Below are 26,231 nucleotides of genomic sequence, written 5' to 3' on the forward strand. Positions count from 1 at the left end.
GTTATCCACCCAGGTCTTCGTTGTCACCGGGGTACCTGACCCCGATCTGTCTGCGGGTCTCGTCGAGCAGGTCGAGGATCTCGATCGTCGCGGCATGCGGCAGGGACGGCACCTCGACGAGACCGTGGCGCAGCGCGCGCATCACGTCGGCCGCCTCATAGTGGTACCCAAGGCCATGCATCGGTACGTCGATCCGCTCCTGGCCGGCCGCCGTACTGCGGACGTAGTACTCGGGATGGTGGAAGCGGTGCGGGAGCAGCAAACTGCCGTCCGGGCCGCTGATCGCCGCCGTCCACGGGTTCTGCGAGCGCAGGCCGCAGGTCAGGGCGGCTACCGCGCCCGAGTCGTACCGCCAGGCCATCGCGACGTTGAGGTCGACGCCGTCTTCGTTGAGTGAGCCGACGGCTTTGATCTCGGCGGGCCGGCCAAGGGCCATGTAGGTGAACGTCATCGGGTAGATGCCGCCGTCCATCAGCGAACCGCCGCCGAGCGCGGGGTCGAGCAGGCGGGCGGGCAGCGACGGCTTGTGGAAGGCGAAGTCCGCGACCACCTGCTGCGGCTCGCCGATCACACCGCTCGCGAGGTCCGCGAAGACGGCCTGGATGACGGGGTTGGTCCGCATCCACATCGCCTCGGCGAACAGCGTCTTGTGCTCGGCCGCGACGGTGATCAGGTCGCGCGCCTGCTTGGCGGTCAGGGTGACCGGCTTCTCGCACAGCACCGCGATCCCCGCCTGTAGGGCCGCCCGGGCCACCGCGTAGTGCTGCGGATGTGGTGTCCCGATGTAGATCACGTCAACGGTGCCGGAGTCGAGCAGCCGCCGGTAGTCGTCGTACGCGTTCTCGATGCCGAACTCGGCGGCGAACTTGTCAGCGCGGTCCTGCGCCCGGGATGTGACCGCGGTCACCACGGCATCGTCGGCCAGTAGCTTCAGATCCCTCGTGAACGACGTGGAGATGTTGCCGGTAGCAACGATGCCCCACCTGACGCGGTCTACACCCACTGTGTGAACTCCGGGGTCGGGAACGGTCCGTCTGCACTGATTCTCGCGGTTTCGAAGGCGTGAGCCAAGCGAATGAGCGTGGCATCACTCCGGCCGCTGCCACTGAACGTGATCCCGACCGGCAGTCCGGCGACCAGTCCGGACGGCACCGAGAGCAGCGGATAGCCCGCCAGCGCGGCGTGCGAGGACGAGCTGCCGAGCACGTGGTCGCCGTTGACCAGGTCGATGGCCCAGGCCGGGGAGTACGACGGGGTGACGAGGGCGTCGACCTGGTTGTCGCGGAGCAGGTTGTCAATACCGTCCCGGCCCGCCCGCAGCGCGGTCAGCCGCGCCGCCACGTACACCGGGGAGCTCAGGCCCTCGGTCGCTGCCGCTCGCTCGAACAGCTCCTGGCCGAACCACTGCAGCTCGACGTCCGCGTGCTCCTTGTTGAACGCGATCAGGTCGTCCAGCGTGCGCGGGCCGCCGGGAGCACGGGTAGCCAGGTACGCCGCCAGGTCGACCTTGAGCTCATGCGCCAGCACCTGCAGCTGATCCTCGTCGCCGCCTGGGCTCGGCAGCGACAGGTGGTCGACCAGCGTCGCGCCACAGCGGCTGAGGATCCCCAGTGCGTGCTCGGTGACGTCGTCCAGGCCGGTGGAGTAGCCCCACAGTGGACCCCTAGGTACGCCGATGCGCACGTCGCTGAGGTCCGTGCCACGGCAGCTCTCGGTGTAGTCGGTGCTGCCGCCCGTAAGCACGGTCAGCAGGGCTGCAGCCTGTTGGACCGTCTTCGTCATCGGTCCGGCCGTGTCCTGCGAGTGGGAGATCGGCACGATGCCCTGCTGCGGGATGAGGCCGACCGTGGGCTTCAGGCCGACGATGCCGTTCAGCGCAGCCGGGCAGACGATCGAGCCGTTGGTCTCGGTGCCGATGGCGTAGTCGGCGAGGCCTGCGGCGACCGCAGCGCCCGATCCGCTCGAGGAGCCGCCTGCGGAGCGGTTCAGCGCGTACGGGTTGCGTGTCAGGCCGCCGTACGCGCTCCAGCCGGAGGAGGACGCCGAGCCGCGGAAGTTGGCCCACTCGCTCAGGTTGGTCTTGCCCAGGACGACACAGCCGGCCTCGCGCAGTCGCCGTACCAGGGGAGCGTCCTGCAGCGGAGGCGGCTGGTCGGCCAGCGCCAGTGAGCCGGCTGTGGTCGGCAGGTCGGCGGTGTCGATGTTGTCCTTGACCAGGACCGGTACGCCGTGCAGCGGTCCACGCACCCGCCCGTCGTCACGCTCGGTGTCGAGGCGGGCGGCGTGGGTGAGAGCGGCGGGATCAGGTGTGCAGATGGAGTTGACCAGCGGGTCGACCTCACGGCTCCTGGCCTGCAGCTCTTCCACCAGCGCCAGGCTGGAGAGAGTTGAGCTCACTTGAACGATCCTGCCAGAGTTGCCTGAGGTCGGGTGCGGTGCTCGCGCGCCACACCCGACCTGGTCCGGCTGCGGCGTCAGCGACACGGTGTGTGTCGCTACCGGCGGTGAATGACATTGCTGTTGTTCAGCCCGTACAGTGGAGCGCGGACGGACGACCACCGACCGCACAGGAGTCACCAGCAGATGGACAGCGCCAACGCCAGCTCTCCCGGCCCCGCCGAGGCTGCGCCGCCGGCCGTTGCCGGACTCTCCGAGCGTGACGGCGCGATCCTTGCCTTCGAGCGGCACTGGTGGAAGTACGCCGGCGCCAAGGAGCAGGCGATCCGGGACCAGTTCCAGATGTCCGCGACTCGGTACTACCAGGTGCTGAACGCGCTCATCGACCGGCCCGAGGCCCTCGCCCACGACCCGCTGCTGGTGAAGCGCCTGCGCCGACTACGCGCCGCCCGCCAGCGAGCCCGCTCCGCACGCCGCTTGGGTATCGAGGTCTGAGACATGCCTCGCCCGAAGGACGACAGGGGCCAGGTCCTCTCGTCCCTCGTCGCCGTGCTGGCCGTCGTCGCGATCGTGGCCGGGCTGCTGGTGCTGTTCGGCACCCGCGGTAACGACAGCACCGCGGACGAGGGCACGAACACGCCGTCGCCGAAGCCGACTGGCGGCCCGTCGACGGTCGGCGCCAGCGTGCCCCGGTCCACCCCCACGCCTACGCCCGATCCGACGACCGCCGCGCCGTCGAGCACGGAGCCGACGACTCCGGCCAGCAGCGAGCCGACCACCACCGTGCCGCCGGCCACCGGGCCGCCCGCGACACAGACGACCACCATCCCGCCGGACCAGCGGCCGGCCGTAGAGGTCTACAACAACACTGGACGCAAGGGCCTGGCCGACTCGGTCGCGGGCCGCGCGCGGCAGGCGGGCTGGACCGTGGCCGGCGCCGACAACTGGCACGGCAAGGTCGCCGGAAGCACCGTGTACTACCCGCCGGGCATGCTCGCCGCCGCCAACCAACTCGCCCGCGACCTCGGTGTGGGCCGCACCAAGGGCGCGCTGGACAACATGAAGAAGGACCGCCTCACCGTGATCCTCACCTCGGACTACACCGGATGAGCACGCCGACGATCCAGACCGAGGCGGGGCGCGAGGGCTGGGAGGCGATCGTCGCCGATCCGGCCACCGCGGTGATCTCGACGGACTTCGACGGTGTGCTGTCCCCGCTGGTCGAGGACCCGGCCATGTCCCGGCCGGTGGAAGGCTCGCTCGACGCACTGGCCCGCCTGGCCCGTTCGGTGAACCAGGTGGCGATCGTCACCGGGCGCCCGGCGCTGGTCGCCACGGAGCTGACCGGTGTCACCGGACACCCTGGGCTTGGGCGTCTCGTCGTACTCGGGCACTACGGGCTGGAGCGGTGGGACGCAGCGACTGGGCGGGTGACGAGTGCCCCGGTGCCGTCCGGTGTCGCTGAAGCGCGCGACCGGTTGCCGGGGCTGCTGCAGGAGCTGGGGCTCGCCGACGCCTTTGTGGAGGACAAGGAGAGCTCGCTGGCGGTTCACACCCGCCGGATGGCCGATCCGGCGGGCGCATTCGACAGGCTGCGTACGCCGCTGACCGAGCTGGCCGAGTCGACCGAGCTGCGACTGGAGCCGGGCAACCTGGTGCTGGAGCTGAGGCCGCCGGGTATCGACAAGGGGGTCGCACTGCGGCGCCTGCTCGAGGACACCGGTGCTCAGTCGATCCTGTACGCCGGTGATGACCTCGGCGACCTGGCGGCGTACCGGGCGATCGAGGAGCAGCGTAAGGCCGGTCTGCGGGCGGTGCTGCTGGCCACGAGGTCTTCCAACGCGACCGAGCTGATCGAAGCCGCGGACATCGTGGTGGACGACCCCACTGGTGTGGTGACCGTGCTCACGGCGCTTTCGGACGCGATCGCAGCACGCTGAGCGTCTGCGACAGGGTCTGGCTGAACGGCTGGATCGGCCGCTCGACGTACCCGCCGTCCTTGAGGCCGGCCAGCCGCTCGAACGGGTTCCGGGACGCCGGGTCGCCGGTGAGGCACCACGAGACGACGACGCCGACGACGTACAGCGGCCACAGCAGCAGGCCGATCAGGCAGAAGTACTGCCAGGAGTGCCGCTCCTCGTGCCGCACCAGAGCGTCGTCGTCGAAGTACGCCCGCTCGTGCTTGCTGAGCACCACGTTCCCGATCGTGAACGCGCTCGCCACCGGGAACTTCACCTTGTACCCGTTCGCGAAGAACAGCCCCCGCGGTCCCCGGCTGAACGACGCTCGCCCGATCACGCCGACCAGCAGGCCGGCGAGTGTGGACAGATTCAGGAAGTTCCCCACGACCTTCACCCGCTGCCACCCAGTCATGCCTCAGTATGCGGTTCTGTCCGTGGCGTGAGTAAGACTTGGCGGGTGAGTTCGGTGGTGCGGGTTTGGCGTCCTGGGCGGGTGGTGGACCCGCACTCGGTGATCGGGGGTCTGCGGAAGGGTCCTGGCGATCCGGCGTACGTCTTCGATCCGGTACGGCGTACCGTCTGGCGGGCGACGCGGACACCGGACGGGCCGGTGCTGTTGCGGCTCACGCCGTACCCGTCGACCGGCGAGGTGGAGGCCGAGGCGTGGGGTCCGGGCGCCGGGTGGGCGCTGGACGGCGTGCCGGAGTTGCTGGGGGACGCGGACAGCTGGGACGGGTTCGAGCCGTTGCCGGAGCACCGGGCGCTGGTGGACGCGGCACGGCGGTTCCCGCACGTCCGGGTGCCGCGGACACGGGCGGTGTTCGAGGCAATGGCCGCCGCCGGGATCGAGCAGGTTGTCACCGGCAAGGAAGCGTTCCGGGCCTGGCGGCTGATCCTGCGCGAGTACGGCGAACCCGCGCCCGGACCGCAGCCGCCGGACGGGCGCGTGATGATGGTCCCGCCGGCGCCGGACGAGTGGCGGATGATCCCGTCCTGGCAGTGGTTGCGCGCCGGCGTGGAGAACCGCCGGTCGAGGGTCGTGATCACGGCCGCGACCCGCGCCAAGGCATTGGAGCGGACGCTGGAGCTGACCGACTCCGCTGAGATCGAGCGGCGGCTGCGGTCGTTGCCCGGTGTCGGTGTGTGGACGGCTGCTGAGGTGCGGCAGCGGGCGCATGGTGACGCGGACGCGTTCTCGTTCGCCGACTACCACGTGTCCCGCAACGTGTCGTACGCGCTGATCGGTGAGGAGCTCGACGACGACGGCTGTGCGGAGCTGATCGAGCCCTACCGCGGCCACCGGTTCCGTGTGCAGCGGCTGCTCGAGCTGACCGGTGTCGGCCACCCACGCTACGGGCCACGCAAGTCCCTGCCGACGCACACCCCGGGTGCGACGCATCGCTTGAGGTAGCCGCCCGCTGGGCACCGGCCCGGCACGATGACGATTGACGGGGATGGGCTCTACCTGGTCGCGGGGCTGGCCCTACTCCTGGGCGCCGTACTGCCCCGTCTGCTCCGCCGGTACGCCGTCTCCGCGCCGATCGCCTTCCTCGGCGCCGGCCTGCTGCTCGGGCTGGCCGTCGACCGCGCTCGACTCAGCCCGATCGCTGAGCCCGAGCTGACCGAACACCTGGCCGAGCTCACCGTCATCGTCGCGCTGATGGGTGTCGGCCTGGCGATCGACCGGCCGATCGGTCTGCTCCGCTGGAGCGTCACCTGGCGGCTGCTGTTCATTGCGATGCCGGCCGGTGTGGCTGCGCTGACCGGAGTGGGCTGGTGGCTCGGCCTTGCTCCGGCGACTGCGTTGCTGATCGCCGCCGTACTCGCGCCGACCGATCCGGTGCTCGCCTCCGACGTCCAGGTCGGCGGGCCGACGACCGGTGAGAGCGCAGAGGTGGACGAGGAGGACGAGGTGCGGTTCGCACTGACCTCCGAGGCGGGTCTGAACGACGGTCTGGCGTTCCCGCTCGTCTATCTGGCCGTCTTTGTCGCCACCAAGACGCACTCGGCATGGGAGTGGCTTGGTTGGTACGTCGTAGGTAAGACGGTCATCGGCGTCGCGGTCGGTCTCGGTGCTGGTTGGCTGCTGGGCAAGATGGCGTTCAGCGCGCCCGCGAAGAGCTTCCGGCTCGCGGACTCACGTGAGCCTGTCCTTGCCCTGGCCATGACGCTCGGCGTTTACGGGCTGACCGAGGTACTGCACGGGTACGGGTTCATCGCCGTCTTCATCGCGGCGCTCGCGCTGCGGGCGGCTGAGCGGAGTCACGAGTTCCACTCGGAGCTTCACAACTTCATCGGGGAGCTCGAACACATCCTGACCTGGGGGATCCTGCTGCTCCTCGGCGTCGCGATCACCGGCGGCCTGCTCGAGCCGCTCACGCTGGCCGGCGCGGTGATCGGCGTCCTGCTGGTGCTTGTCGTACGCCCGGTCATCGCCTGGCTCTCACTCGCGCGCACGGAGTTGGATCGGTCCGAGCGCTGGATGACGGCGGCTTTCGGGGTCCGGGGTGTGACGTCGATCTACTATCTGGCCGCGGTCGGTGTGCACTTCGCCACCGACCTGCCGTGGTTGTGGGCGACCGTCGGCTTCACCGTCGTGCTGAGCGTTGTTGTGCACGGCGTTGCCGCGACGCCGCTGATGCGTACGCTCGACGGCCGTCGGCGGTGAGCGCTCCGGCGGGCGGCGTGAGCCCGTGGCGGACGGCGGAGGCGGCGTTGATTCCGGCTGCGATCTCCTTCAGAACCTTGAACATGACTCCATCGTCCAAGGGTGGAGCCGCCCGCAGAAGTGGCGCTCAGGACGACTATCGCTAAGATTGTGACACATGGGACAACGAACGGTTTCTGTCCTCGCGTACGACGGGATGACGGCCTTCGAGGCCGGGATCGTGATCGAGGTGTTCGGGCTGGCCTGGCCGGACATCGACCAGCCCTGGTACGGGCTGAAGGTCTGCACCGAGACGCCGGACCCGATCCGCGTGCTCGGCGGCGCCACGCTCAGCAGCCCGCACGGCCTGGACGAGTTCGCGGCCGCGGACACGGTCGTCATCCCGAGCGTCCACGACCCGCGCGGCGAGACCTCGCCGGCGCTGATCGAGGCGCTGCAGAGCGCGCATCGGCGTGGCGCCCGGATGGTGTCGATCTGCTCGGGTGCGTTCGCTCTTGCGGCTGCCGGTCTGCTCGACGGGCGCCGGGCCACGACACATTGGCGGTACGCCGACATGCTCCGCGAGCGCTATCCGAAGATCCATGTGGATCCGGAGCCGCTCTACACCGACGAAGGCGACGTACTCACGAGTGCGGGGTGCGCCGCCGGACTGGATCTGGCCATGCACCTGGTCCGGAAGGACTATGGCGCTGCCGTGGCTAATGCGGTCGCCCGGCGGTTGGTGATCCAGCCGTACCGGGCCGGCGGGCAGGCGCAGTACATCGAGTCCCCGGTACCGCCCGATCCCGACGACGCCTCGGTCGCGCGGAGCCTGGAGTGGGCGTTGGAGCATCTCGCCGAGCCGATCGGCGTACCGGATCTGGCTCAGCAGGCCGGGTTGTCGTCGCGGACCTACCTGCGGCACTTCGTGAAGGCGACCGGGACGACGCCGGGCAAGTGGCTGATCGCCCAGCGGATCCAGGCCGCTTTGACGATGCTGGAGACTGGTGACGCCCCGGTCGAGGAGATCGCGACCGCGGCCGGCTTCGCGACGCCGGTGACGCTGCGTCATCACTTCGCAAAGCAGCTCCACACGTCCCCGTCGGCGTACCGACGTACCTTCCGGGCCCGGCACGCCTGAGATCGAGTGTCTCGGATGGTGGGAACCGAAGACACAATATGGACCCGATTGGGTAACCTCGGGGGAGCTCATCCAGAGGGACTGAGGGAAACGGCCCGTCGAAGTCCCGGCAACCCTCCCCGTTGAGGTCCCGTCCGGGGCCCTCGCGGCGGAACGGTGCCAAATCCGTCCCGCGCCGAGATCCGGCGACCGGGGAAGATGAGGAGGGAACCTCACATGAGCCTGACCGCCACCCACACCATCCGTGAAGGTGCCTTCGGCAACGGTACGCACCTGAGCTGTCGCGCGTGTGGAGCGAAGTCGCCGCTCGGTCCGTTCTACGCCTGTACGGAGTGCTTCGGTCCGCTCGAGGTCGGGTACGAGTACCCGACCATCACCCGTGAGCAGATCGAGGCCGGCCCGAAGAACATCTGGCGCTACCAGCCGCTGCTGCCCGTCCCGGTCGACGTGGCCGGCTTCCCGAACACCGAACCCGGCTACACCCGGCTGATCGACGCCGGCAACCTGGCCCGCGAGCTGGGCCTGCGCAAACTGTGGGTGAAGGACGACTCGGGCAACCCCACGCACTCCTTCAAGGACCGCGTGGTCGCGAGTGCCCTGAGCGCCACCCGTGAGCTCGGCATGAAGGTCTTCGCCTGCCCCTCCACCGGCAACCTGGCCAACGCCGTGGCCGCAGCCGCCGCCCGCGCCGGCATCCGCTCGGTCGTGTTCATCCCGCACGACCTCGAGCGCCCCAAGGTCATCACCAGCGCCGTGTACGACGGCACGCTGGTCGCCGTCGAGGGCAACTACGACGACGTGAACAAGCTCGCCTCGGAGATCGCCGGCGAGGAGGAAGGCTGGGCGTTCGTCAACGTCAACGTCCGTCCGTACTACTCCGAGGGCTCCAAGACGCTCGCCTTCGAGATCGCCGAGCAGCTCGGCTGGCGGCTGCCGCAGCAGATCGTCATCCCGGTCGCGTCCGGCTCGCAGCTGACGAAGATCGACAAGGGCTTCACCGAGCTCGGCAAGCTCGGCCTGGTCGACGCCACCGACTACAAGGTGTACGGCGCCCAGGCCACCGGCTGCTCGCCCGTCGCCCAGGCGTTCCGGGACGGGTACGACGTGGTCAAGCCGGTGAAGCCGGACACCATCGCCAAGTCGCTCGCGATCGGCAACCCCGCTGACGGACCGTACGTCCTGGACGTGGCCCGCCGTACCGGTGGTGCGATCGAGGACGTCACCGACGAAGAGGTCGTCGAGGGCATCCAGCTGCTGGCCCGGACCGAGGGCATCTTCACCGAGACCGCGGGCGGGGTGACGGTCGCGACGCTGAAGAAGCTCGTCGAGACCGGCCAGCTCGACCCCGAGGCCGAGACGGTGATCATCAACTCCGGCGACGGGCTGAAGACGCTCGACGCCGTGGCCGACCGGGTCGGCCCCAAGGTGACCATCCCCGCGTCGTACGACGCCTTCGTGAAGGCAGGCCTGCAGTGAGCGTGAGTGTCCGGGTCCCGACTATCCTGCGCCAGTACACCCAGGGCGCGTCCTCGGTCAGCGCCGAGGGCGCGACACTCAGCGAGGTGCTCGAGTCCCTCGACACCGCCTACCCGGGCATCAGGGGCCGCGTGCTGGACGACTCCGGCGAGCTGCGCCGCTTCGTCAACGTGTACGTCGACAACGACGACGTACGCTTCGCCGACGGCCTGCAGACCTCGGTCAAGGACGGCGGCGAGATCTCCATCATCCCGGCGGTCGCCGGCGGCTGATGCGCGCTGTTCTGGTCGAGGAGTACGGCGTCCTGCCGACTGTTGCCGAAGTAGCGGCCCCGGAGCCGAAGCCCGGTGGTGTCGTCCTGAAGGTCGAGGCCACCGGGTTGTGCCGCAGCGACTGGCACGGCTGGATGGGACACGACCTGGACATCGTCCTGCCGCACGTCCCTGGGCACGAACTGGCCGGAACAATCGCCGCCGTCGGCCCCGGCGTCTCCGGCTGGCAGGTCGGCGATCGCGTCACCACTCCGTTCATCTGCGCGTGTGGCACCTGCGAGCAGTGCCTGTCCGGGAACCAGCAGGTCTGTCCCAACCAGCTGCAGCCGGGCTTCAACTACTGGGGCTCATTCGCCACGTACGTCGCCATCCCCTACGCCGGCGTGAACCTGGTCCGCCTGCCCGACGACCTGACCTTCGACACCGCCGCCGGTCTGGGCTGCCGCTTCGCGACGTCCTTCCGCGCCGTTCGTCAGGTCGGTCGGGTCACCGCGGACGAGAACGTGGTGATATTCGGGTGTGGGGGCGTCGGGCTGTCCGCGGTCATGATCGCGGCCGCTCTCGGCGCGCGGGTGATCGCCGTCGACACGAACCCTGACGCGTTGAAGCTCGCCCGTACGTACGGCGCTGCCGACACGGTCCTGGCATCAGCCGAGACGGTGGCCGAGCTCCGCGACCTCACCGGCGGCGGCGCTCACGTCACGATGGACGCTCTCGGCTCGAACGCCATCGTCCAGCAGGCCCTCCTTGCGTTGCGCCCCCGCGGCCGCCACCTCCAGGTCGGCCTTCTCCCATCCGGCGTCCAGCTGGACGTAGGCCGCCTGATCGGCCAGGAACTCGAATGGCTGGGCAGCCACGGCATGCCCGCCCACGCCTACCCCGAAATGCTCGCCCTAGTTGCCACCGGCAACCTAAACCCCGCCGCCCTGATCACCCGCACCATCACCCTCGACGAAACCCCCACCGCGTTAGCCGCCCTCACCAACAACACCCCCGCCGGCATCACCATCATCCGCCCGTAATAGCACTACGCGGGTCGCCCTTCGTCGCGGCTACTCCGCGCGCTCCCACCCACCCGACCTTCTGTGGGCCGTCGCCCACGCTTGCGAGCTGTGCGGCAACACAGCGGGGGCCTGCGGAGGAACTGGCGGGCTTGAACACGTTATTTCCTGTTCAAGCCAACCACATTCTGCGCCAGCCCCCGCTCAATAGCCTTGCTCGAGGAGGTGGAGGCGGAGTGTCAGGTCGGGATCGAGGGGAACGCGGGCGAGGCGGGGTTTTGCTGACTCCAGGACCCAGCGCTTGATCTCGGCGGTGATGTCGGTCTGCTCGACCCATCCGACGGTCAGTTCGTCGGAGAGAAGGTCGGGCAGCCACCAGCCGCACAGGTCCTGTGCGTGGAGGTCCGCGGGACCGGGCGGCTGTGCGTCCCACGCTGCCAGCCAAGTCGTTAGCGGCACCGGGGTGGTAACCAGGAAGCTGAGAACCTCATAGACCCGGGGCTGACGCGGGTACGAACGGAGTGTGTCGTCCCACCAGGCTTCGCACACCGCGAGCTCGCTGACGGCGTCCCGAATGCTCTTGGCCGCGCTCTCGGGAAGCACCGCGACCTGGTCTTCGGTGATGCGTTCGTTGCTCGCGACCTCCAGATAGGGCTTGGCGCTGTGCGGGATGTCGCCGATCCGGGTCTCCTGCGAGTCGTGCCACATGCCCAGGTACGCCGCCCGCGCGGGATCGCCACCTTCCTCGCTGGCGATCAGCGCAGCGAGCGGTGCTGCGCGAGGGCTCACGGGCACTTGTCCGTGATGAACTCGGTCAGCGGTGTCACCTGGTACTTCACGGGAGCGTCGTACGGCGGGGTGGCGCCGGCGGGTGGAGAACTGTGGCGGACTCGGCCAGGCTTGACGGTCTTGAGGTCCCCCAGGGTGAACTCGGTGCCGCGGCCGGACCAGTCGTGGCGTTTGCCCCAGGCCTGGATCAAGTACTTGCCGTCAGCACGCAAGACCGGTGGTTCTCCCTGGACCTGCCAGCCGTTCCCGCCGGTCTGGATCGGGATCTGGACGACAGCCTTGTCCGGGCGCTGGTTCACGTACATCACCACCGGAGCGAGCGGGGTTTCGTCCGTACGCGGCCGAGATAGGTCGTAGAACTGGAGCTCGGCGATGCGGCCGTCGCAGTTCTGCAACACGATCACCGGCGTGCCCGCCTCGTCAACCGACATACCGACAACGCTGCTCGACACCCCCGGCCCACAAGCGGTCAAAAGACTCGCAGCACAGACCACCATCGCGACAAGCAACATCGATCTGCGCATCCCGCCAGCGTAGGGCAGCAGGATGTGCACCTCTAGGTCCACAGCGTGCCGCCTCCATGCGAATCACGAGGCTGGCGGCATGATGGGCGGCGTGGTCACGGTCCGCTCTCTGGCTTTCCTGCTCGTCGCCTCGTTGATCAGCACTCAAGTGGTGATGCTGATGGAGCGCGGACGCCCAATGCGAAAGCGGTTGCGTGATTTGAGCTGGGGCGGCGATGCGAGTTCGCTCTTGCTGGTCGCTTGCTCATGACCGGCGCTGTTGGCGCGGTGGTGGGCAGCCTTCGCGACGGTGCTCTGCTCGGCGGGGGTGTGGGGGCAGTCGTCGCGTTGCTGGTGTGGACGGTCGCTGTCGCGTGGGCGCATCGAGAGCCACAAACACCGCCACACCACCGACAGCCACAGCAGTAGCCACCTGCGCCGCCTGACGTCCTCGCGGTCATCAGGGAGACGGGACTGCCCCGGCTTGGGTACGGCGGTGGCAGTGGGCGCGGAGCCCATCCCAGATTGTCCGGGCGATCGCGACGTTCCCAACCGCAGCAAGCGTCCACAGCACGATGAGGAGTGGCGCCAGCGCGTTGGCGTCGACCCGGTCGGCAAGGCCCAGGAGGATCAGCGGAAACGATGCGCGATAACTGACGTAAGGCGTGCCCGTCGAGCGTTACGGCGGTCGTTTAAGCGGCTCGACTGCGATTACACACCCGCGCGGTCCGCGGGTGTCTTGCCGGAATCCACCACTTGGCTGCGATCACTCGGTTGATGGGAGGCAGTTTGTCTCGCGGACGGGCGGTTGGCTGGTGGTCGATGGCGCGCGACGCAGGAGCGCGCAGGTGCGGGCGGTAGCCCGCAGGGTGCCTGCGATAGCACGGCAGGGAAGCACCGGCGATTAGCCGGGGGTGGGTGGGAGCGGGCGTAGCTGTCGCGACGGAGCGGCTGCGTAGCACGCATGGGTCGACTCCAGTACTTACAGGCGGATCAGGTAGACGGTGGGTGGGCGGCCGGTTCGGCCGTGTTGTTGGCTGCCTATGGGGTCGGCCAGGCCGGCGCGTTCCAGGCGCTTGAGGACTCTGCGGGCGGTGCGGAGTTGGACAGCCAGGTGGTCGGCTACGTCTTGGGTGGTGAGGCCGTCGGGGAGGGTGGCGACCAGTTCCCGCATGCGGGCGAGGGTTTGGGTGTTGAGGCCTACTCGGCGGGCGAGGAGGGGGAGGCTTTCGGGGCCGCGGGCGGTGGCGGGTTGGTCGCCGGTGGGTTCGATGACGATCTCGACGTCGTCGGACATCGAGACGACGCCGGCGACGGTGCCGATCGAAGCTGCGCGGCTGACTGCGCGACGGGCGAGGGCTTCGGCTTCGGCCGCCGTACGGCCGACTCCGAAACCGACGTACGCCGTACTGTGCCTGGCTGCGAGGTGGTCGAGCAGGGGCATGCGGGTGAACTGTTCGGTGGCCTGCTCGAGGACGCCGCGGGTGGTGACGACGAGGTGGCGGCCGTCGGGGAGGGCAGCGAGGCTGGCGCCGAGGGTGATCAGGTCGGCTGCCAAGCCCTCGTCCGGTTCCGGCAGGTCGATGATGCCGAGCGCTACCTGGGCGTCGCCGACGTGCTGGCCGGTGGTCGTCAGGACCAGAGCCTGCAAGGTCGAGCGGATCGAGTAGCGCGACGGTGCGAGGCGCACGGACGGCATCTCGTTCTCGATCAGGTGGAAGGCCGAGCCGAGGCAGCTGATCGCGACCTTGGTGTCGTGCTTGTCCCGCGCGTTCCGGTGGAAGGCGACGATGTCGTCCGAGGTGAGGCCGGGGCGGTACGGGAGCACCTGGATCTGGTCGGTCGGCAGCTTGGCCTCGATCAGCGTCTCCATCACCTCGCTGCGCCGCAGGGTGTCGATGGAGAACTGGGTGACGTTGTGGCCGAGCCGGAGCAGCTCGACCAAAGCGCGCAGCAGGGTCGCGCCGTCGTACGAGACGTACATCGCCGGGCGGTCGATCACGCCGGCTTCGGTGGCGATCGTGTACGGGACGACGCCGGTGAACAGGATCGCGTCGACCTTCTCGTGGGACTGCTCGACCACCTCGACCGCTTCGGTCTCGTGGTGGTAGGGCAGCGGGACCAGGGTCGCGCCGCTCGGTGGACCGACCGCGATCACCCGCTGGACCAGGTCCTCCGGGCCGATGACACCGACCGTGAGGGCCATCAGGCCACCGCTGGATTGATCTGCACGACACTCCTTATGGTCGGGCCCTTAACTCGCAGGATAGTGGCTGAGCTCCTCGAGGCAGCGGATCACGACGTCACGCTCGGCGGCGGGCAGGTCCGGGCCGTACGGGTCGTGGGCGGCGTCCTCGGGGATCAGGCCCTCCCAGACCGCGGCCCAGTGCATGCGCTGCACGTAGCCCTCGATCGGCGCGTAGAAGGTCGCGGCAGCGAAGCGGTCCAGCCGGTCGGAGGCAGTCAGGAAGCCGCTGTGGTCGCCTGACGTCCAAGCACGCAGTACGGCGGCCGATAACTCGACCTGTGCAGCGGCAATACCCACCAGAGCGGTGTCGGCGCCCCACATGAACGACGGCCCGTACATCCGGTCCTCACCGGTGATCAGCAGCTTGCCGGTGTCGCGTCCGGCCCAGATGGCGTCCTGACAGCCGATGGCTCGGTCCAGCGTGGCTGTCTTGACGCCGAGCATGGCGTCCAGGCTCAGCAGGTCGCGGATGAGCTCAGGCGAGTACGGGTACCCACCGGCTTCGCCATGCAGATAGAAGCCGACCAGAGGCAGCCCACTCTCGGCGGCCACGCGCTCATGCAACGCAACGGCCTGTGCATGGCCGTCCGGTTGCTCGCCGAGGGCTGCCAGCGGGTAGACCATCACTGCATCGGCTCCGCCCGCGGCAGCCTGCAAAGCCATCGCCACAGTCGCGTCAGCAGCCTCTTGGAGTGTCTCTGCGGCCTCAGCGCGCGGTACGCCGACCCCTGCGACGATCGGGACGTCTGTCGCCTCTCGCCACGTCTCCAGGACCTTGGAGCGGTCCGCAGCGGACAGGTAGAGCCCACGGCCGGTGTGAGCCCACATAGCGACCCCACCGATGGGTTCTGTCGCCATGCGGCCGGCGTAGGCGGTCAGAGCGTCGTACGCGATGACACCGTCGGTGTCCATCGGCGTGACGACGGCAGGGAGCAGCGTGCCGCGGAGTTGCTCGACGAGTGGATGCATCGGACCTCTCAGACGTCGTGGCCGAGGCCTGGGCGCTTTGGTACGTCGATCCAGCCGTCACAGTCGGCGAACACGGTCGGAGCCAGCGGGTCCTCGTGCACCATCAGCGGCCCGACCAGGTCCGCAGCGACGGTCGCACCGGGTACGGCGGCGGCCAGGTGGACGGCGGCCAGGGTGGCCACGCCCAGCTCGGGCATCGAGCCTACCTTCACCGCCAGGCCCGCAGCCTCGGCTACGTTGGCGATCTGCAGGGCTCTGTGCAGCCCACCGACCTTGAGGATCTTGATGTTCAGTACGTCGGCCGCACCGCGCCGGGCGATCTCCAGAGCGTCCTGCAGCGAGTGCATGCTCTCGTCGACCATCAGGCGTACGTCGAGGCGCTCCCGCAGCCGGACGAGTCCCGCCAGGTCCCACCGGGGCAGCGGCTGCTCCAGCAGGGTCAGGCCGGCGTCGGCCATCTTCGCCAGGTACGGCAGTGCGGTCGAGGCGTCGTACCCCTCGTTGGCGTCGAGGCACAGCTCGGCGTCCGCGGGGATGGCCGCGCGGACCGCTCGTACCAGCTCGAGGTCCTTGGCCGGCTCGTGGCCGCCCTTGACCTTCAGGTGCCGAAAGCCCCGGTCGGCGTACTCGGCGGCCTCAGCCGCCATCTCGTCGAGTGTGCCGAGCCCGACGACCCAGGTGGTCTGCACACGGTCCCTGATGCTGCCGCCGAGCAGTGCGTGCACGGGCCAGCCGCTCAGCCGTCCGGCCAGGTCGTACAGGGCGATGTCGAGGCCGGACTTGGCCACGTGCTGCCCACGGAGAACGGAGTCCATCACCAGGTGGGCTCCGGCACGGTCCAGCGGGTCGCGGCCGATCAGCGCGGGGGCGAGGTGCTCCTCGATGGCAGCCTGGACGCCGGCCAGCGTCTCCCCGGTGTACGCCGTCATCGGCGAGGTCTCACCGATGCCGAGCGCGCCGTCCGCGGTGTGCACCTCGACCACGAGGCTGATCAGTTCGGTGCTGATCCCGCTGCTGATCTGGAACGGACGCCGGTACGGCGCACTGACCACGCGGGTCTTGATCGCACTGATCGGCCCTGCCGCGCTGACCGGCTCGGCTGCGCCGGCCGGCACGGCCCCGGGTTCGGCCGGCAACCCGACCGGATGCGGTACGACACTCAAATCCGGCTCCTCAGGGTCGCATTCTGGCGAGAAAGGACTTACGGTCAAGACCGTAAATACCGCGAGCGCTCTCTGTCAACGGAAGGTGGCACCCCGATGCGCCTGGGCCTCTATCTGAACCTCTACGGCACCCCGGACGAGCGGCCGCGACTCGAGGACGCCGTCGAGCAGGCACGACTGGCCGAGCAGGCCGGGTTCGAGTGGATCGTGCTCGGCGAACGGCACCTGCACCGGCCCGGGTACCACGAGATCCTCACCACACTGGCCTACCTGGCCGGCAAGACGGACCGGATCGGCCTGGCGACCTCTGGCATCGTGGCGCCGCTCTACGACCCCGTCGTACTGGCCGAGACGCTTGCGCATGTCGACGTGCTGTCCGGTGGGCGGCTGACCGCTGGGTTCGTGCTCGGGTATCGGCCGGAGGAGTTCGCCCTGTACGGCGTGACTCAGGCGGAGCGGGTCGCGCGGTTCGAGGAGTGCCTGACGATCCTGACTCGGTTGTGGACGTCGGACGAGGTCACGTATGACGGGAAGTTCACGTCGATCAGCGAGGCGTTCCTGTCGCCGCGACCGGTGCAGAGTCCGCGGCCGCGGCTGTGGAACGGTGGGCGGGTTTCCGCCGTACTGGAGCGGACGGCGCGGATGTGTGATGGGTGGACCACGTCGTTCAACGAGTTGGACTCGGATCTGCCGGCGAAGATTGCGGAATATCAGTCGTATCCGGCCGGCGAGGGGACGTTGGGGCGGGAGGTGATCCTTTGCCGGGAGGGGTTCTGTGCGCCGACGTCGCAGGATGCGCGGCTGGTGCTGGAGGAGCCGCTGCGGGATCTGTACGACGCTTACACGGGGTGGAAACGCACGTCCGCGGATGCCAGCCGCTACACGCAGGGCTGGGACGACATCGCCGCCCGCAGCGTGATCGGCTCACCCGTCGAGTGCGCGGAGCGGCTGGCCCACTACGAGCAGATGGGTGCCGACGGCATCATCCTCCGCATCCAGCCCCCCGGCCTCTCCCAAACCGACACCCTCCGCTCGATCGAAGCCTTCGGGGAATTGATCTAACGCACGGACTCAGGCTTTCAGGCCGGACATGGCGATGCTGTCGGTTAGGTAGCGTTGGAGTAGGCCGAAGACCAGGAGGCTGGGGACGACCGTGATGGTGGCGCCGGCCATGATTTGGTTGATGGGGACTGCTTGGGTTTGGAGGGTTGCCAGGCCGACGGTGAGCGTCTGCATCTGGGCGGACTGGCCGATGACGAGTGGCCACAGGAAGTCGTTCCAGTGCCAGAGGAAGACGAAGATGCCTAGGGTGGCCAGGGCGGGGCGGATCAGGGGGAGCACGATCTGGGTGAAGATGCGCCACTCGGGGGCGCCGTCGATCTCGGCGGCTTCGAAGAGTTCGTCGGGGAGTTGGCTGATGAACTGGCGGAGCAGGAACACCGCCTGTGAGTTCGCCAGCGTGGGCACGATGAGTCCCCAGTAGCTGTCCACCCAGTCGAGTCTCGAGACCAGGATGTACGACGGGATCAGGGTCGCCTGGAACGGGACCATCAGCGTGGCCAGGAAGGCCCAGAACATGATCTCGCGGCCGGGGAAGCGCTTCTTCGCGAACGCGTAGCCGGCCATCGCCGCGAACAGCAGGACGAACACCACCGACACCAGCGAGTAGAGCAGCGAGTTGACCGTCCAGCGGGGGATGTCGGAGCTGGACAGCACCCGGGCGAAGTTGTCGAAGGTGAAGCGGGTCGGGTCAAGCGCGTCGGGGAAGGTCCGGCCGCTCGGGGGCGCGAACGCGACCAGCACCATCGCGGCGAACGGCACGATCGTGACGATCGCGGTCAGGGTCAGCAACGTCGGCAAGGTGAGCCGCGCGAACGGGCGCTTGTCCGCCTTGGGCGGTGGGGTGGTGTCCCCGGCGCGTGGTCGTTCCAGCAGGTTCACCATCAGTCGTCCCTCCCGACCAGCCGTCGCTGCACGAGCGAGACGATGAGCACGATCGCGAACAGCACCAGGCCGATCGCGCTGGCGTAGCCGAAGTCGAAGTACTTGAAACCGCTGTCGTACAGGAAGTACACGAGAGAGTAGCTGGACCGGACCGGGCCGCCGCCGGTCATCACGTACATGGCGTCGAAGACCTGGAACGCGCCGATGGTCTCGATCACCAGCACGAAGAACAGCACCGGACGCAGCTGCGGCAGCGTGATGTGGCGGAACCGCTGCCAGGTGCCGGCGCCGTCGATCATCGCGGCTTCCAGGTACGAGCGGGGCACTGCCTGCAAGCCGGCGAGCAGGATCAGCATCGAATAGCCGAATCCCTTCCAGGCCGACGTGACCGCGATCGACGGCAGCACCAGGTTGGACTCGGCCAGGAAGTCGATCGGGCCGATCGAGACCAGCCCGAGGAGTGCGTTGAGCAGGCCGTCCTGGGCGTCGTAGATCCACTTCCAGATCACCGCGGCGAGCACGATGCTGGTCACGTACGGCAGGAAGAAGACGCCGCGGAAGAAGCCGCGGCCCCAGACCACCTGGTGCAGGAGTACGGCGGTGCCGAGGGAGAGCAGGACGGTCAGCGGGACGAAGATGACCGTGTAGGTGAGGGTGACGAGCAGGGCCTGGTGGAACAGGGTGTCCTGCAGCAGCCGGGTGTAGTTGTCCATGGCAATGAACGACCAGCGGCCGCTGAGCCGGTAGTCGGTCAGCGAGAGCAGCCCCGCGCCAACCACCGGCAAGAACCGGAACAACAAGAACAACACCAGCATGGGTGCCACAAACAGCAAACCCACCCAAGGTCGCCGAAGCGACCGCCGCGTGCTGCGCTGAGGAACAGAGCGAACGCGAGAACCGGTGGTCGTGCTCGAGTCGGGCCCGGCCCCGGCGCCCGGGCTCGTGGTTGAGCCCGGGGCCGGGGTCGTGGTGTCGGCCGCGGTGTCTGCTCGGTCCGTGGCCTTGGCTTGGCGGGCCTCGGTCAACGTTGTCTCGACAGGAGGTCGTTGGCCTGCTTGGCGGCGTCGTCGAGGGCCTGTTGGGGGGCCTTCTTGCCGGTGAGCACGGCCTGGATCTCCACGCTCAGCAGTGACATCACCTGGCGGGCGGACTGGTTCGGCTCACCGGGGAAGGCGTACTGCAACTGGTCGGCGAACTTCTGCGCCACCGGATCCGTGGTCTCCGACTTCGCGTCGGTGCGCGCGGTGAAGAAGCCCGACGCCTTGCTGAGCGCCTGCGCCTGCGCGGGCTGGATCATGAACGACACGAACTTCTTCGCCGCGTCCACGTTCTCCGAGGCCGCGTTCACCGCCAGCCCGCCGGGCAGGCCGAACCCGACCTGCTTCTGACCGGTCAGCGGCGTGCCGATGACGACGTTGGCGGCCCCCCAGGTCGCCGCCACCGTCTTGGCGTCGGCCGGCGTGCTGGTGAACGCCATCGCCACCTGCCCCTTGCCGAGCGGCTGGTCGGCGACGAGGTTGCCGTTGGTCAGCGAGCTCTTCGGGATCGCGCCCTGGTCGTACAGGCCCTTCAGGAAGGTCAGCGCCTCCAGGCCCGGCGCCTGGTTGAAGGCGACGGTCTTGCCGTCGTCGTTGAACACCTTGCCCCCTGCCTGCCACAGCAGCGGGTAGAAGTTCAGGTTCAGCGACGCCTCCGGGGACGCGGAGTAGTCCAGGGTCGAGAAGCCGGCCGCCTTGATCTTCGGCGCGGCGGCCTTGATCTCGTCCCAGGTCTCCGGCGGCTTGCTGATCCCCGCCTTGTCCAGGATCGTCTTGTTGAACATCGTCGTGGTCACGGTGTGGTAGATCGGCGCGGCGTACACCTTGCCGTCCACCGTCAGGCCCGGAACCGCGGCCGGCAGGAACTTGTCCTTGTCCGGCTCGACCACGTCGTCGATCGCCTCGAACGAGCCGTTCTTGACGTACTGCGGCAACTGGTCCGGGATCTGCAGTACGACGTCCGGACCCTTCTTGCCCGCGAACGCGGCGGCGAGCTTCTGGTCCCGCTCGTTCCAGGTCTGCGCCTCGATCTTCAGGTCGATGTCGGTGTTCGCGGACTCGAAGTCCTTCTCGACCTTCTGCCAGTACGCGTCACTGGTCGCCTGGTCGGCGATCACCGGATACATCCAGAGCGTGACGCTCTTCTTCTCCGACGAGCCCGAGCTGTCGTCGCCTCCGCAAGAACTGAGAGCGGCGGCCAGCACGAGTGCCGTGAGTGGTGCCGCGATGCGGCGGACGCTGGAATTCATCGCACCCCCTGGGTGTCCGGAAGTCAGGGCCGGAAAGCAGTGGAACCGAATAACGGTCAGGACCGAAAGTAGTCCTGTCGAATTTCGGCTGTCAACGGCTGATATCAACTCGGAACAGCTCGGCGCCGTAGCTGAGCACCAGTTGGTGGTCGTTGCGGACGCCGAGCCGGCGGTGTGCCTTCGAGACGAGCAGTGCCGGGGCCTTGCCCGGTGCGATCCGGAAGATCTTGTTCAGATCGATGCTCACGTACACCGCCTCTCCGGTCGCGACGATGTCCCCGCTGGACGTCGTCGTTCCCAGAACGTAGGACTTGACCACCTTGCCGCAGCGCGGGTCCATCGCGAAGACGGTCTTGCCGGCCACGCCCCAGAGCAGGCCGTCCGGGCCGAACGTCACCGACGACACCGTGATCGCGCCGGGCACGGGCACCGTCTCCCAGAGCTTGCGGGCGCGCCGGACGTCCCAGGCGAACACGGTGCCCTCGGTCCGGCTCGGTGGAGTGGTGGCGAGGCCGCCGGCGATCGACGTCCCGCCGTACACGATGCCGGCGCGCGCGGTCAGGCCGAAGACGCTCTCGTCCTGGACGACGTTGCGGTACTTCTGCGACGTGCCGGTCTTCGGGTCGTAGATCACCAGCGCGCCGCCCAGGCGGTCGCCGTCGGGGATCGTGCCGACCGCGAGCTTGCCGTCCACCTCGACCAGCGCCCGGGCCCGGGTCTGGAAGATGTCCGCCTTGAGGTTGAGCACCTGCTTGGGGTTGTCCGGTGTGCCGGGCGGACCGGGCGAGTACTCCGGGCTGCTCCACGGCCGGCTCAGGTCGTAGGTGTACACCCGGGCGTCGGGATAGGCGCCGATCCAGAGCTTGCCGTCCTTGCCCTCCAGCAGCGCCTCGGTCTGCGAGAAGCGGTTGAACTTGGCCGCGCCGGTGTCGGGGTTGACCACCGAGACTCCGCCGTTCAGGAATCCGCCGGCGTAGAGGTTGTCCTTGCCTCCGGCCACGGACAGGATCTCGATCGGCTCCCGCCGTACCGAGGTCTGGAAGATCTCCGACTTGCCGGTCTGCGGGTTGTAGCGGAACTCCTCGCCCCGCCAGAGCGTGCCGACGATGCTCTTGCCCGGGTAGTCTGGCAGGTCGAGCTCGGCCCAGCCGATCGAGCGGGTGTTCTGGATCCGGCCGGTGAAGGTCAGGCCGGTGCCGGTGAGCGTCTTGGTCGCCGGGTCGTACTTCTTCAGCTCACTGGACTGGATCAGGTAGATCTCGCCGTTGTCGCCGACCGGGGAGACGTCCAGGCCGTGCGCGTTCGGGATCTCGTCCACCCAGGTCCGGCTGGCGATGTCCCAGACGTACATCGGGCCGGGGAAGGCGGTGCTGATCCGGACGTACGCCCGGCCGGCCCGCGTGTTCAGGTCGAACACGGTCTTGTCCGACGGGTCGCCCAGTCCGGGCGGCGCCGGCAGCTCGGTGACCGCGCCCGACGCCACGTCCAGCTCGAGAACGTGGGCGTCCGGCATGGTGCCGCCGTAGATCTTGCCGTTCCAGTAGTCGATGCTCTTGACGTACGTCTGGCCGGCCTTGAGCTGACCGTAGTCGCGGACCGCGCCGGTCGCGTGGTCGAAGCGGAACACCTTGCCGTTGGGGAACGTGCCGCCGTACACGTTGCCCTGCTCGTCGGTGGTGATCCGCTGGATGAAGGTCTCGGTCGCGATCGGGCGGCCGAGGTCCTCGACGGTGTTCCCCGATCCCGGCTTCCACCGGTACAGGTGCCCGTTGTTGTAGGTGCCGGTGTAGATGGTGCCGTCGGGCGCCGCGGCCACGGCGTAGCTGCCGCCGGCTCCGGGGAGCGGGGCGGACACCAGCGGGGTGCCGGTGGCCGGGTCGATGGCGTTCAGGTACGCCGGGTCGCTGCTCGAGACGTTCCAGATCGCGGCCTTCCCGTTCGGGCCGGGCGCGACGGTTCCTCCGATCAGCAGGACGTCGGACAGCGGTGTGCCGAGTGACGTGACAGTCGCCGTGGGCGGTCCGGCCGGTGCCGGCGGCGCCGGTGGATCGGCCTTCGCGGGAGTGGTCAGAGTGGTGACGAGCAGGGCGGCAAGTGCCACCGCGATGAGCGAACGGGCTGATCGCATTCGATTCCTCCGGTGGATGACCTATTTACGGTCCTGTCCGAAAGTAAGCCCCGGCCGCATGCCGAAGTCAACCACTCGGCCGGATTTGCCACTTCTGCCAGCTTTACGGCCTCGACCGTTAAACGGCCGATCGCCGGGCGAGCAGCGTCGCGGTGCAGTCAGAGTTCGCCGGAGGCGAGCGCCGCCAGGCTCGCAGCACCTCGGTACGGCGCTCGGCCTCGGCGGGACAGCGCGGGCGTGGGTAAGCGGTTTCCGGGGCGGCTGAGGGAGTGGTCCGGTTCAGACCGGGGTGACCGCGTCGGCCTCGCGGCCCTTGGGGCCGTCGACGATCTGGAACTCGACCTGCTGGCCGTCCTCCAGGGTCTTGTAGCCGTCGGAGACGATCTTGCTCCAGTGGACGAACACGTCGTCCTGGCCTTCGACGGCAAGGAAGCCGTAGCCCTTGTCGGCGTTGAACCACTTCACGGTGCCGCGCACCATCACGAACTCCTGTGACAACGGGACCCGCTTCACCCGGACCCCTCGGGTAGCGCAGCAAATCTTAGCGGAGGTCGTCCGCGGTACGGCGCACTGTCCGCGGAACCGTGAACGCGGCTGGCGCAGCTCTGCCCCCCTTGTGGTGGGTCAGCCCATCAGAGGGTGGGTTCGCCTACCAGACTGCGGTGGTGGAACCCACACTCTGGTTGGCTGACCCACCGCAGTCCGACCGGCACTGGTGCTCGATTGAGGTCTGCGGTACGTCGGAGACGGTCAGCTCTACGTGTCGCGGCGGGCCCGAACTCGGGTGGTGCACGCGAGGATCAGCGCCATGCTGACCAGGATGGCGCTGAGCCAGAGTGGGGCGCGGTAGTCGGTCAGGGTGATGGCTGCGCCGCCGAGGGCGGGGCCTAGGGCGGCGCCGACGTTGAGGGAGGCGGTGGCCAGGCCGCCCGCGAGGACGGGGGATTCTGGTGCGGCGTAGAGGGCGTACGAGATCACCGTCGAGCCGACTGCGAAGGACAGCAGGCCCTGGACGAAGACCAGCACGACGGTCGTGGGCGCGAGGGACGCGGTCGAACGCGGCCCAGCCGACCAACAAGGTGCTCGCAGCAACGAACACCAGGCGGACGTCACGACGATCGGGCAAAACGTTGCCCCGTTGACCAAAGCCCCAAGGAGCAGCAGTACGACGAGATGCCGTTGTGGACGTAGTCCGTGCGGCGCGGACGGGCTGGTGATCCGGACTGCGGGGACCGCACGCAGGATCGCGATCAGCGCCGGGAGCGAGATGATCGCGACTGCCCAGAACGCAGCCCGCCAACCGAAGTGCTGGCCGAGCACGGCACCCCCTGGTACGCCGGCGATGCAGGCGAGCGTCGTACCCCCGAGCAGTACGGAGGTCGCGCGACCCCTGGCGTCGGGCCTCACCAGGCTGGTCGCGGTGGCGAGCGCGATCGCGAGGAAGCCGGCGTTGGCCAACGCCGCGAGCACGCGGGTGACCAGCAGCACGGTGAAGCTCGAGGTGAGCAGCCGGTGGCGGGGATGGAGACGCCCAGATCGTGGGCGATGTCATCGCCGGCAGTTCGGGTGCGGGACGTGCCACCGAACAACCGGTGGCTACGGTCTACTGGCCTCCGGGCTGGACATGCCGATGAGCCTGGAGAAGGCCCTGGACGAGGTCCACCGAGTTAGCTGCGGTGGGAGGCAGCCAGGCCGATCGCGCCGGCAGCTACCAGCAGGAGAGCGCTGGTCACGCCGAGGTCGTCGGTCTGCAGGACGCCGTTGTCGGTCAGCATCCAGATGGTGGCGGCCCCGGACAGGACGGTGCCCGCGATGATGCCGGGAACGTCCGGTTTCGCCCCCTTCTTCCGCTGCTTCATCCGCGCTCCACTTTGATGCTGCCGAGTTTCATGTCCAGGTCCAGTGTGACAGTTTCCGGGCCGGGCTTGCCGTCGGCGCCGAGGTCCTTGAGGGTCAGCTCGACGTCCTTGCCGCCCTTGTTCTCGTTCAGCCAGACCAGTTCGCCCATCTTGGCGGACAGCTGTCCCTCGATGTCGACGTTCTGCGGCACCTTGACGACGACCTCGCCGACGCCGCCGTGCACCTCGACCTTGGCGCCCTCGGCGAACGTCGCCTTGGTCAGGTCCAGCTTGACCGTCCCGGCGTCGAACACGTACTTCGTGTTGGTCGCCGTGATCGACGACCCGGCCGGCGCGACGTAGTTGGTGTCCGCGACGTTGCGCGGCACCTCCGGGAACACCGTGCTGGCCGCGGCGCCCGCCGCGAGCAGGATGCCCAGCGGCAGCAGCGCCAGCGTCTTGCCCAGGAACCCGCCGATCAGCATCCCGGCGCCCAGGGTGACCAGGCCGATGATCAGCATCGTGGCGGTGGGCGCGCCGGCCGCGTGGGCGATGACGATCGCGATGCCGGTCAGTACGACGATGATCGACTTCACGCCCCGCATGCCCTTGACGGGCGGCTCCGCCGGCTTGGTGGTCGTCGGCGGACGTGACGTGGGCGGCTCGTCGACGTACAGGCCGAGAGGGTCGTCCTCGGTCCACACGGGCTGGACCGGTTCGACGGTGCGGTCCTGGGGCCGCGGTGTGGCCGAGGACGACGGGCCCGCCGGGGGAGCAGACGGGCCGGTCTGGGGAGGCATGTACGTCGACGTGGTCGGCTGACCCATCGGAGCAGTCGGCTGCTGCGGGTTGGGACCTGCCGGTCCGGCCCACTGCGGGCCGGTCCAGTTGCCGTCGGGCGTCCAGTTCGCCTTGTTCTTCTTGAGCCGGCGACGCTGGGACGCGACGAGCCAGATCACCGCGAGCACGATCAACGGCCCGGGCACGAACCGGCCGAAGTCGAACGACGACATCATCGCGATCGCGAAGAACACGCAGACGCCGATCACGACCGGCCACAGCCACGGGTGGTCCGGACGGACCCGGTCGCCGAGCAGACCCTGCGCCGCGGAGCGGTCGCTGCCCTCGTCGGGCATCAGCACCCAAGCGGCGATGTAGAAGATCACCCCGGGACCGCTGAGGATGAGCACCGCCATCACGACGCGGATCAGCACCGGGTCGATGTTCAGCGCGCGGCCGATGCCGCCGCAGACGCCGGCCACCATCCGGTCCGACCGGCTGCGCTGCCAACTCTGCACGTTCTGCAGGTTGCCGCGGTCGAACCCACCGGGTCCACTCGAGTTCTGCTCCATGCCATCGATAGTGGCCCCGCACCCGCGCGGACAACATCGGGGATCCCCCTCTCGCGACCCCGGGTCGGCTCCCGGGGCGCCCGCCGCTCGGGGTTCTCCCCGGTACGACCCTGAG

At 68.7% G+C, this 26,231-nt stretch carries 27 protein-coding genes and 1 riboswitch; of the genes, 11 read left to right on the forward strand and 16 right to left on the reverse strand.

Annotation, left to right across the window (positions count from 1 at the left end; translation table 11 throughout):
* Position 1 precedes the first annotated feature (1 nt).
* Both ACIBL3_RS34400 and ACIBL3_RS34405 read right to left on the reverse strand, forming a co-directional pair.
* The gene (locus ACIBL3_RS34400) at positions 2-1,003 is read right to left on the reverse strand and encodes a Gfo/Idh/MocA family protein (protein ID WP_396358005.1); all 1,002 of its coding nucleotides are present in this window, start codon (positions 1,001-1,003) and stop codon (positions 2-4) included.
* Positions 994-2,397: an amidase gene (locus ACIBL3_RS34405; RefSeq protein WP_396358006.1), complete on the reverse strand. Its 1,404-nt coding sequence runs from the start codon at positions 2,395-2,397 to the stop codon at positions 994-996. The genes ACIBL3_RS34400 and ACIBL3_RS34405 overlap by 10 nt, the downstream gene beginning before the upstream one ends.
* A 186-nt stretch (positions 2,398-2,583) precedes the next feature.
* Here ACIBL3_RS34405 and ACIBL3_RS34410 point away from each other — a divergent pair, with 186 nt between their 5' ends.
* From ACIBL3_RS34410 to otsB, 3 genes are read left to right on the forward strand one after another with little or no spacing between them, the layout of a single operon-like run.
* A complete protein-coding gene (locus ACIBL3_RS34410; protein ID WP_131352967.1) occupies positions 2,584-2,892 on the forward strand; it encodes a DUF3263 domain-containing protein in 309 nt (102 codons plus the stop codon).
* 3 nt (positions 2,893-2,895) lie between these two features.
* Positions 2,896-3,507 (forward strand): LytR C-terminal domain-containing protein, encoded by a 612-nt coding sequence (locus ACIBL3_RS34415; RefSeq protein WP_396358007.1) that lies wholly within the window; start codon positions 2,896-2,898, stop codon positions 3,505-3,507.
* Complete coding sequence (gene otsB, locus ACIBL3_RS34420; RefSeq protein WP_396358008.1) at positions 3,504-4,337, forward strand: trehalose-phosphatase; 834 nt, start codon at positions 3,504-3,506, stop codon at positions 4,335-4,337. The genes ACIBL3_RS34415 and otsB overlap by 4 nt, the downstream gene beginning before the upstream one ends.
* Here otsB and ACIBL3_RS34425 read toward each other — a convergent pair.
* Positions 4,303-4,770, reverse strand: coding sequence for a hypothetical protein (locus ACIBL3_RS34425; protein WP_396358010.1), 468 nt, complete (start codon positions 4,768-4,770; stop codon positions 4,303-4,305). The genes otsB and ACIBL3_RS34425 overlap by 35 nt on opposite strands.
* Before the next feature lie 45 nt (positions 4,771-4,815).
* On the opposite strand from ACIBL3_RS34425, the gene ACIBL3_RS34430 reads away from it, so the two are divergent.
* From ACIBL3_RS34430 to ACIBL3_RS34455, 6 genes are all read left to right on the forward strand, one after another.
* On the forward strand, positions 4,816-5,769 hold the full coding sequence (locus ACIBL3_RS34430) for a DNA-3-methyladenine glycosylase family protein (RefSeq protein WP_396358011.1): 954 nt from the start codon (positions 4,816-4,818) through the stop codon (positions 5,767-5,769).
* Positions 5,770-5,796: 27 nt separating this feature from the next.
* A complete protein-coding gene (locus ACIBL3_RS34435; protein ID WP_396358012.1) occupies positions 5,797-7,026 on the forward strand; it encodes a cation:proton antiporter in 1,230 nt (409 codons plus the stop codon).
* Between the two features lie 157 nt (positions 7,027-7,183).
* Positions 7,184-8,146, forward strand: a complete 963-nt coding sequence (locus tag ACIBL3_RS34440) for a helix-turn-helix domain-containing protein (RefSeq protein WP_396358013.1) — start codon at positions 7,184-7,186, stop codon at positions 8,144-8,146.
* Positions 8,147-8,211: 65 nt separating this feature from the next.
* Positions 8,212-8,351: riboswitch (SAM riboswitch) on the forward strand.
* An 11-nt stretch (positions 8,352-8,362) separates the two neighbouring features.
* Positions 8,363-9,622 (forward strand): threonine synthase, encoded by a 1,260-nt coding sequence (gene thrC / locus ACIBL3_RS34445; RefSeq protein ID WP_396358014.1) that lies wholly within the window; start codon positions 8,363-8,365, stop codon positions 9,620-9,622.
* Positions 9,619-9,894 (forward strand): ubiquitin-like small modifier protein 1, encoded by a 276-nt coding sequence (locus ACIBL3_RS34450; RefSeq protein ID WP_396358015.1) that lies wholly within the window; start codon positions 9,619-9,621, stop codon positions 9,892-9,894. The genes thrC and ACIBL3_RS34450 overlap by 4 nt, the downstream gene beginning before the upstream one ends.
* Positions 9,894-10,916: a zinc-dependent alcohol dehydrogenase family protein gene (locus tag ACIBL3_RS34455; RefSeq protein ID WP_396358016.1), complete on the forward strand. Its 1,023-nt coding sequence runs from the start codon at positions 9,894-9,896 to the stop codon at positions 10,914-10,916. Before ACIBL3_RS34450 ends, ACIBL3_RS34455 begins: the two co-directional genes overlap by 1 nt.
* A gap of 183 nt (positions 10,917-11,099) precedes the next feature.
* Here the strand turns inward: ACIBL3_RS34455 and ACIBL3_RS34460 are convergent, their stop codons facing one another.
* Together ACIBL3_RS34460 and ACIBL3_RS34465 are read right to left on the reverse strand one after the other, a co-directional pair.
* On the reverse strand, positions 11,100-11,684 hold the full coding sequence (locus ACIBL3_RS34460) for a hypothetical protein (RefSeq protein ID WP_396358017.1): 585 nt from the start codon (positions 11,682-11,684) through the stop codon (positions 11,100-11,102).
* On the reverse strand, positions 11,681-12,115 hold the full coding sequence (locus ACIBL3_RS34465; RefSeq protein ID WP_396358018.1) for a hypothetical protein: 435 nt from the start codon (positions 12,113-12,115) through the stop codon (positions 11,681-11,683). Before ACIBL3_RS34465 ends, ACIBL3_RS34460 begins: the two co-directional genes overlap by 4 nt.
* Positions 12,116-12,287: 172 nt before the next feature.
* Here ACIBL3_RS34465 and ACIBL3_RS34470 point away from each other — a divergent pair, with 172 nt between their 5' ends.
* Positions 12,288-12,458, forward strand: coding sequence for a hypothetical protein (locus ACIBL3_RS34470; RefSeq protein WP_396358019.1), 171 nt, complete (start codon positions 12,288-12,290; stop codon positions 12,456-12,458).
* Between the two features lie 711 nt (positions 12,459-13,169).
* Here the strand turns inward: ACIBL3_RS34470 and ACIBL3_RS34475 are convergent.
* The 3 genes from ACIBL3_RS34475 to ACIBL3_RS34485 are packed head-to-tail and all read right to left on the reverse strand — an operon-like array spanning position 13,170 to position 16,567.
* Positions 13,170-14,393 (reverse strand): helix-turn-helix domain-containing protein, encoded by a 1,224-nt coding sequence (locus ACIBL3_RS34475; protein ID WP_396358020.1) that lies wholly within the window; start codon positions 14,391-14,393, stop codon positions 13,170-13,172.
* A gap of 48 nt (positions 14,394-14,441) precedes the next feature.
* Entirely contained in the window at positions 14,442-15,404 is a 963-nt protein-coding gene (locus ACIBL3_RS34480) for a dihydrodipicolinate synthase family protein (protein WP_396358021.1), read from the reverse strand.
* An 8-nt stretch (positions 15,405-15,412) separates the two neighbouring features.
* Entirely contained in the window at positions 15,413-16,567 is a 1,155-nt protein-coding gene (locus ACIBL3_RS34485; RefSeq protein WP_396358022.1) for a mandelate racemase/muconate lactonizing enzyme family protein, read from the reverse strand.
* 96 nt (positions 16,568-16,663) lie between these two features.
* Here ACIBL3_RS34485 and ACIBL3_RS34490 point away from each other — a divergent pair, with 96 nt between their 5' ends.
* The gene (locus ACIBL3_RS34490; protein ID WP_396358023.1) at positions 16,664-17,629 is read left to right on the forward strand and encodes an LLM class flavin-dependent oxidoreductase; all 966 of its coding nucleotides are present in this window, start codon (positions 16,664-16,666) and stop codon (positions 17,627-17,629) included.
* Positions 17,630-17,638: 9 nt separating this feature from the next.
* Here ACIBL3_RS34490 and ACIBL3_RS34495 read toward each other — a convergent pair whose 3' ends face one another.
* The 8 genes from ACIBL3_RS34495 to ACIBL3_RS34530 all read right to left on the reverse strand — a co-directional run bounded on the left by ACIBL3_RS34495 (position 17,639) and on the right by ACIBL3_RS34530 (position 26,116).
* Positions 17,639-18,511: a carbohydrate ABC transporter permease gene (locus ACIBL3_RS34495; protein WP_396358024.1), complete on the reverse strand. Its 873-nt coding sequence runs from the start codon at positions 18,509-18,511 to the stop codon at positions 17,639-17,641.
* The gene (locus tag ACIBL3_RS34500; RefSeq protein WP_396358025.1) at positions 18,511-19,326 is read right to left on the reverse strand and encodes a carbohydrate ABC transporter permease; all 816 of its coding nucleotides are present in this window, start codon (positions 19,324-19,326) and stop codon (positions 18,511-18,513) included. Before ACIBL3_RS34500 ends, ACIBL3_RS34495 begins: the two co-directional genes overlap by 1 nt.
* Positions 19,327-19,532: 206 nt before the next feature.
* On the reverse strand, positions 19,533-20,798 hold the full coding sequence (locus ACIBL3_RS34505; RefSeq protein ID WP_396358026.1) for an ABC transporter substrate-binding protein: 1,266 nt from the start codon (positions 20,796-20,798) through the stop codon (positions 19,533-19,535).
* A 91-nt stretch (positions 20,799-20,889) separates the two neighbouring features.
* Positions 20,890-22,926 carry a hypothetical protein gene (locus tag ACIBL3_RS34510; protein ID WP_396358027.1) on the reverse strand — a complete coding sequence of 679 codons (2,037 nt, stop codon included), beginning with the start codon at positions 22,924-22,926 and terminating at the stop codon, positions 20,890-20,892.
* A gap of 279 nt (positions 22,927-23,205) precedes the next feature.
* Positions 23,206-23,406 (reverse strand): cold-shock protein, encoded by a 201-nt coding sequence (locus tag ACIBL3_RS34515; protein ID WP_132208951.1) that lies wholly within the window; start codon positions 23,404-23,406, stop codon positions 23,206-23,208.
* Between the two features lie 276 nt (positions 23,407-23,682).
* Positions 23,683-24,435, reverse strand: coding sequence for an MFS transporter (locus ACIBL3_RS34520; RefSeq protein ID WP_396358114.1), 753 nt, complete (start codon positions 24,433-24,435; stop codon positions 23,683-23,685).
* Between the two features lie 158 nt (positions 24,436-24,593).
* The gene (locus tag ACIBL3_RS34525) at positions 24,594-24,785 is read right to left on the reverse strand and encodes a hypothetical protein (protein ID WP_396358028.1); all 192 of its coding nucleotides are present in this window, start codon (positions 24,783-24,785) and stop codon (positions 24,594-24,596) included.
* Complete coding sequence (locus ACIBL3_RS34530; RefSeq protein ID WP_396358029.1) at positions 24,782-26,116, reverse strand: PspC domain-containing protein; 1,335 nt, start codon at positions 26,114-26,116, stop codon at positions 24,782-24,784. Before ACIBL3_RS34530 ends, ACIBL3_RS34525 begins: the two co-directional genes overlap by 4 nt.
* Positions 26,117-26,231: the final 115 nt, after the last annotated feature.

Origin of the sequence: Kribbella sp. NPDC050124 (genome assembly GCF_044460355.1) — a bacterium.
In the GTDB taxonomy this organism is placed as follows: Bacteria; Actinomycetota; Actinomycetes; order Propionibacteriales; family Kribbellaceae; genus Kribbella.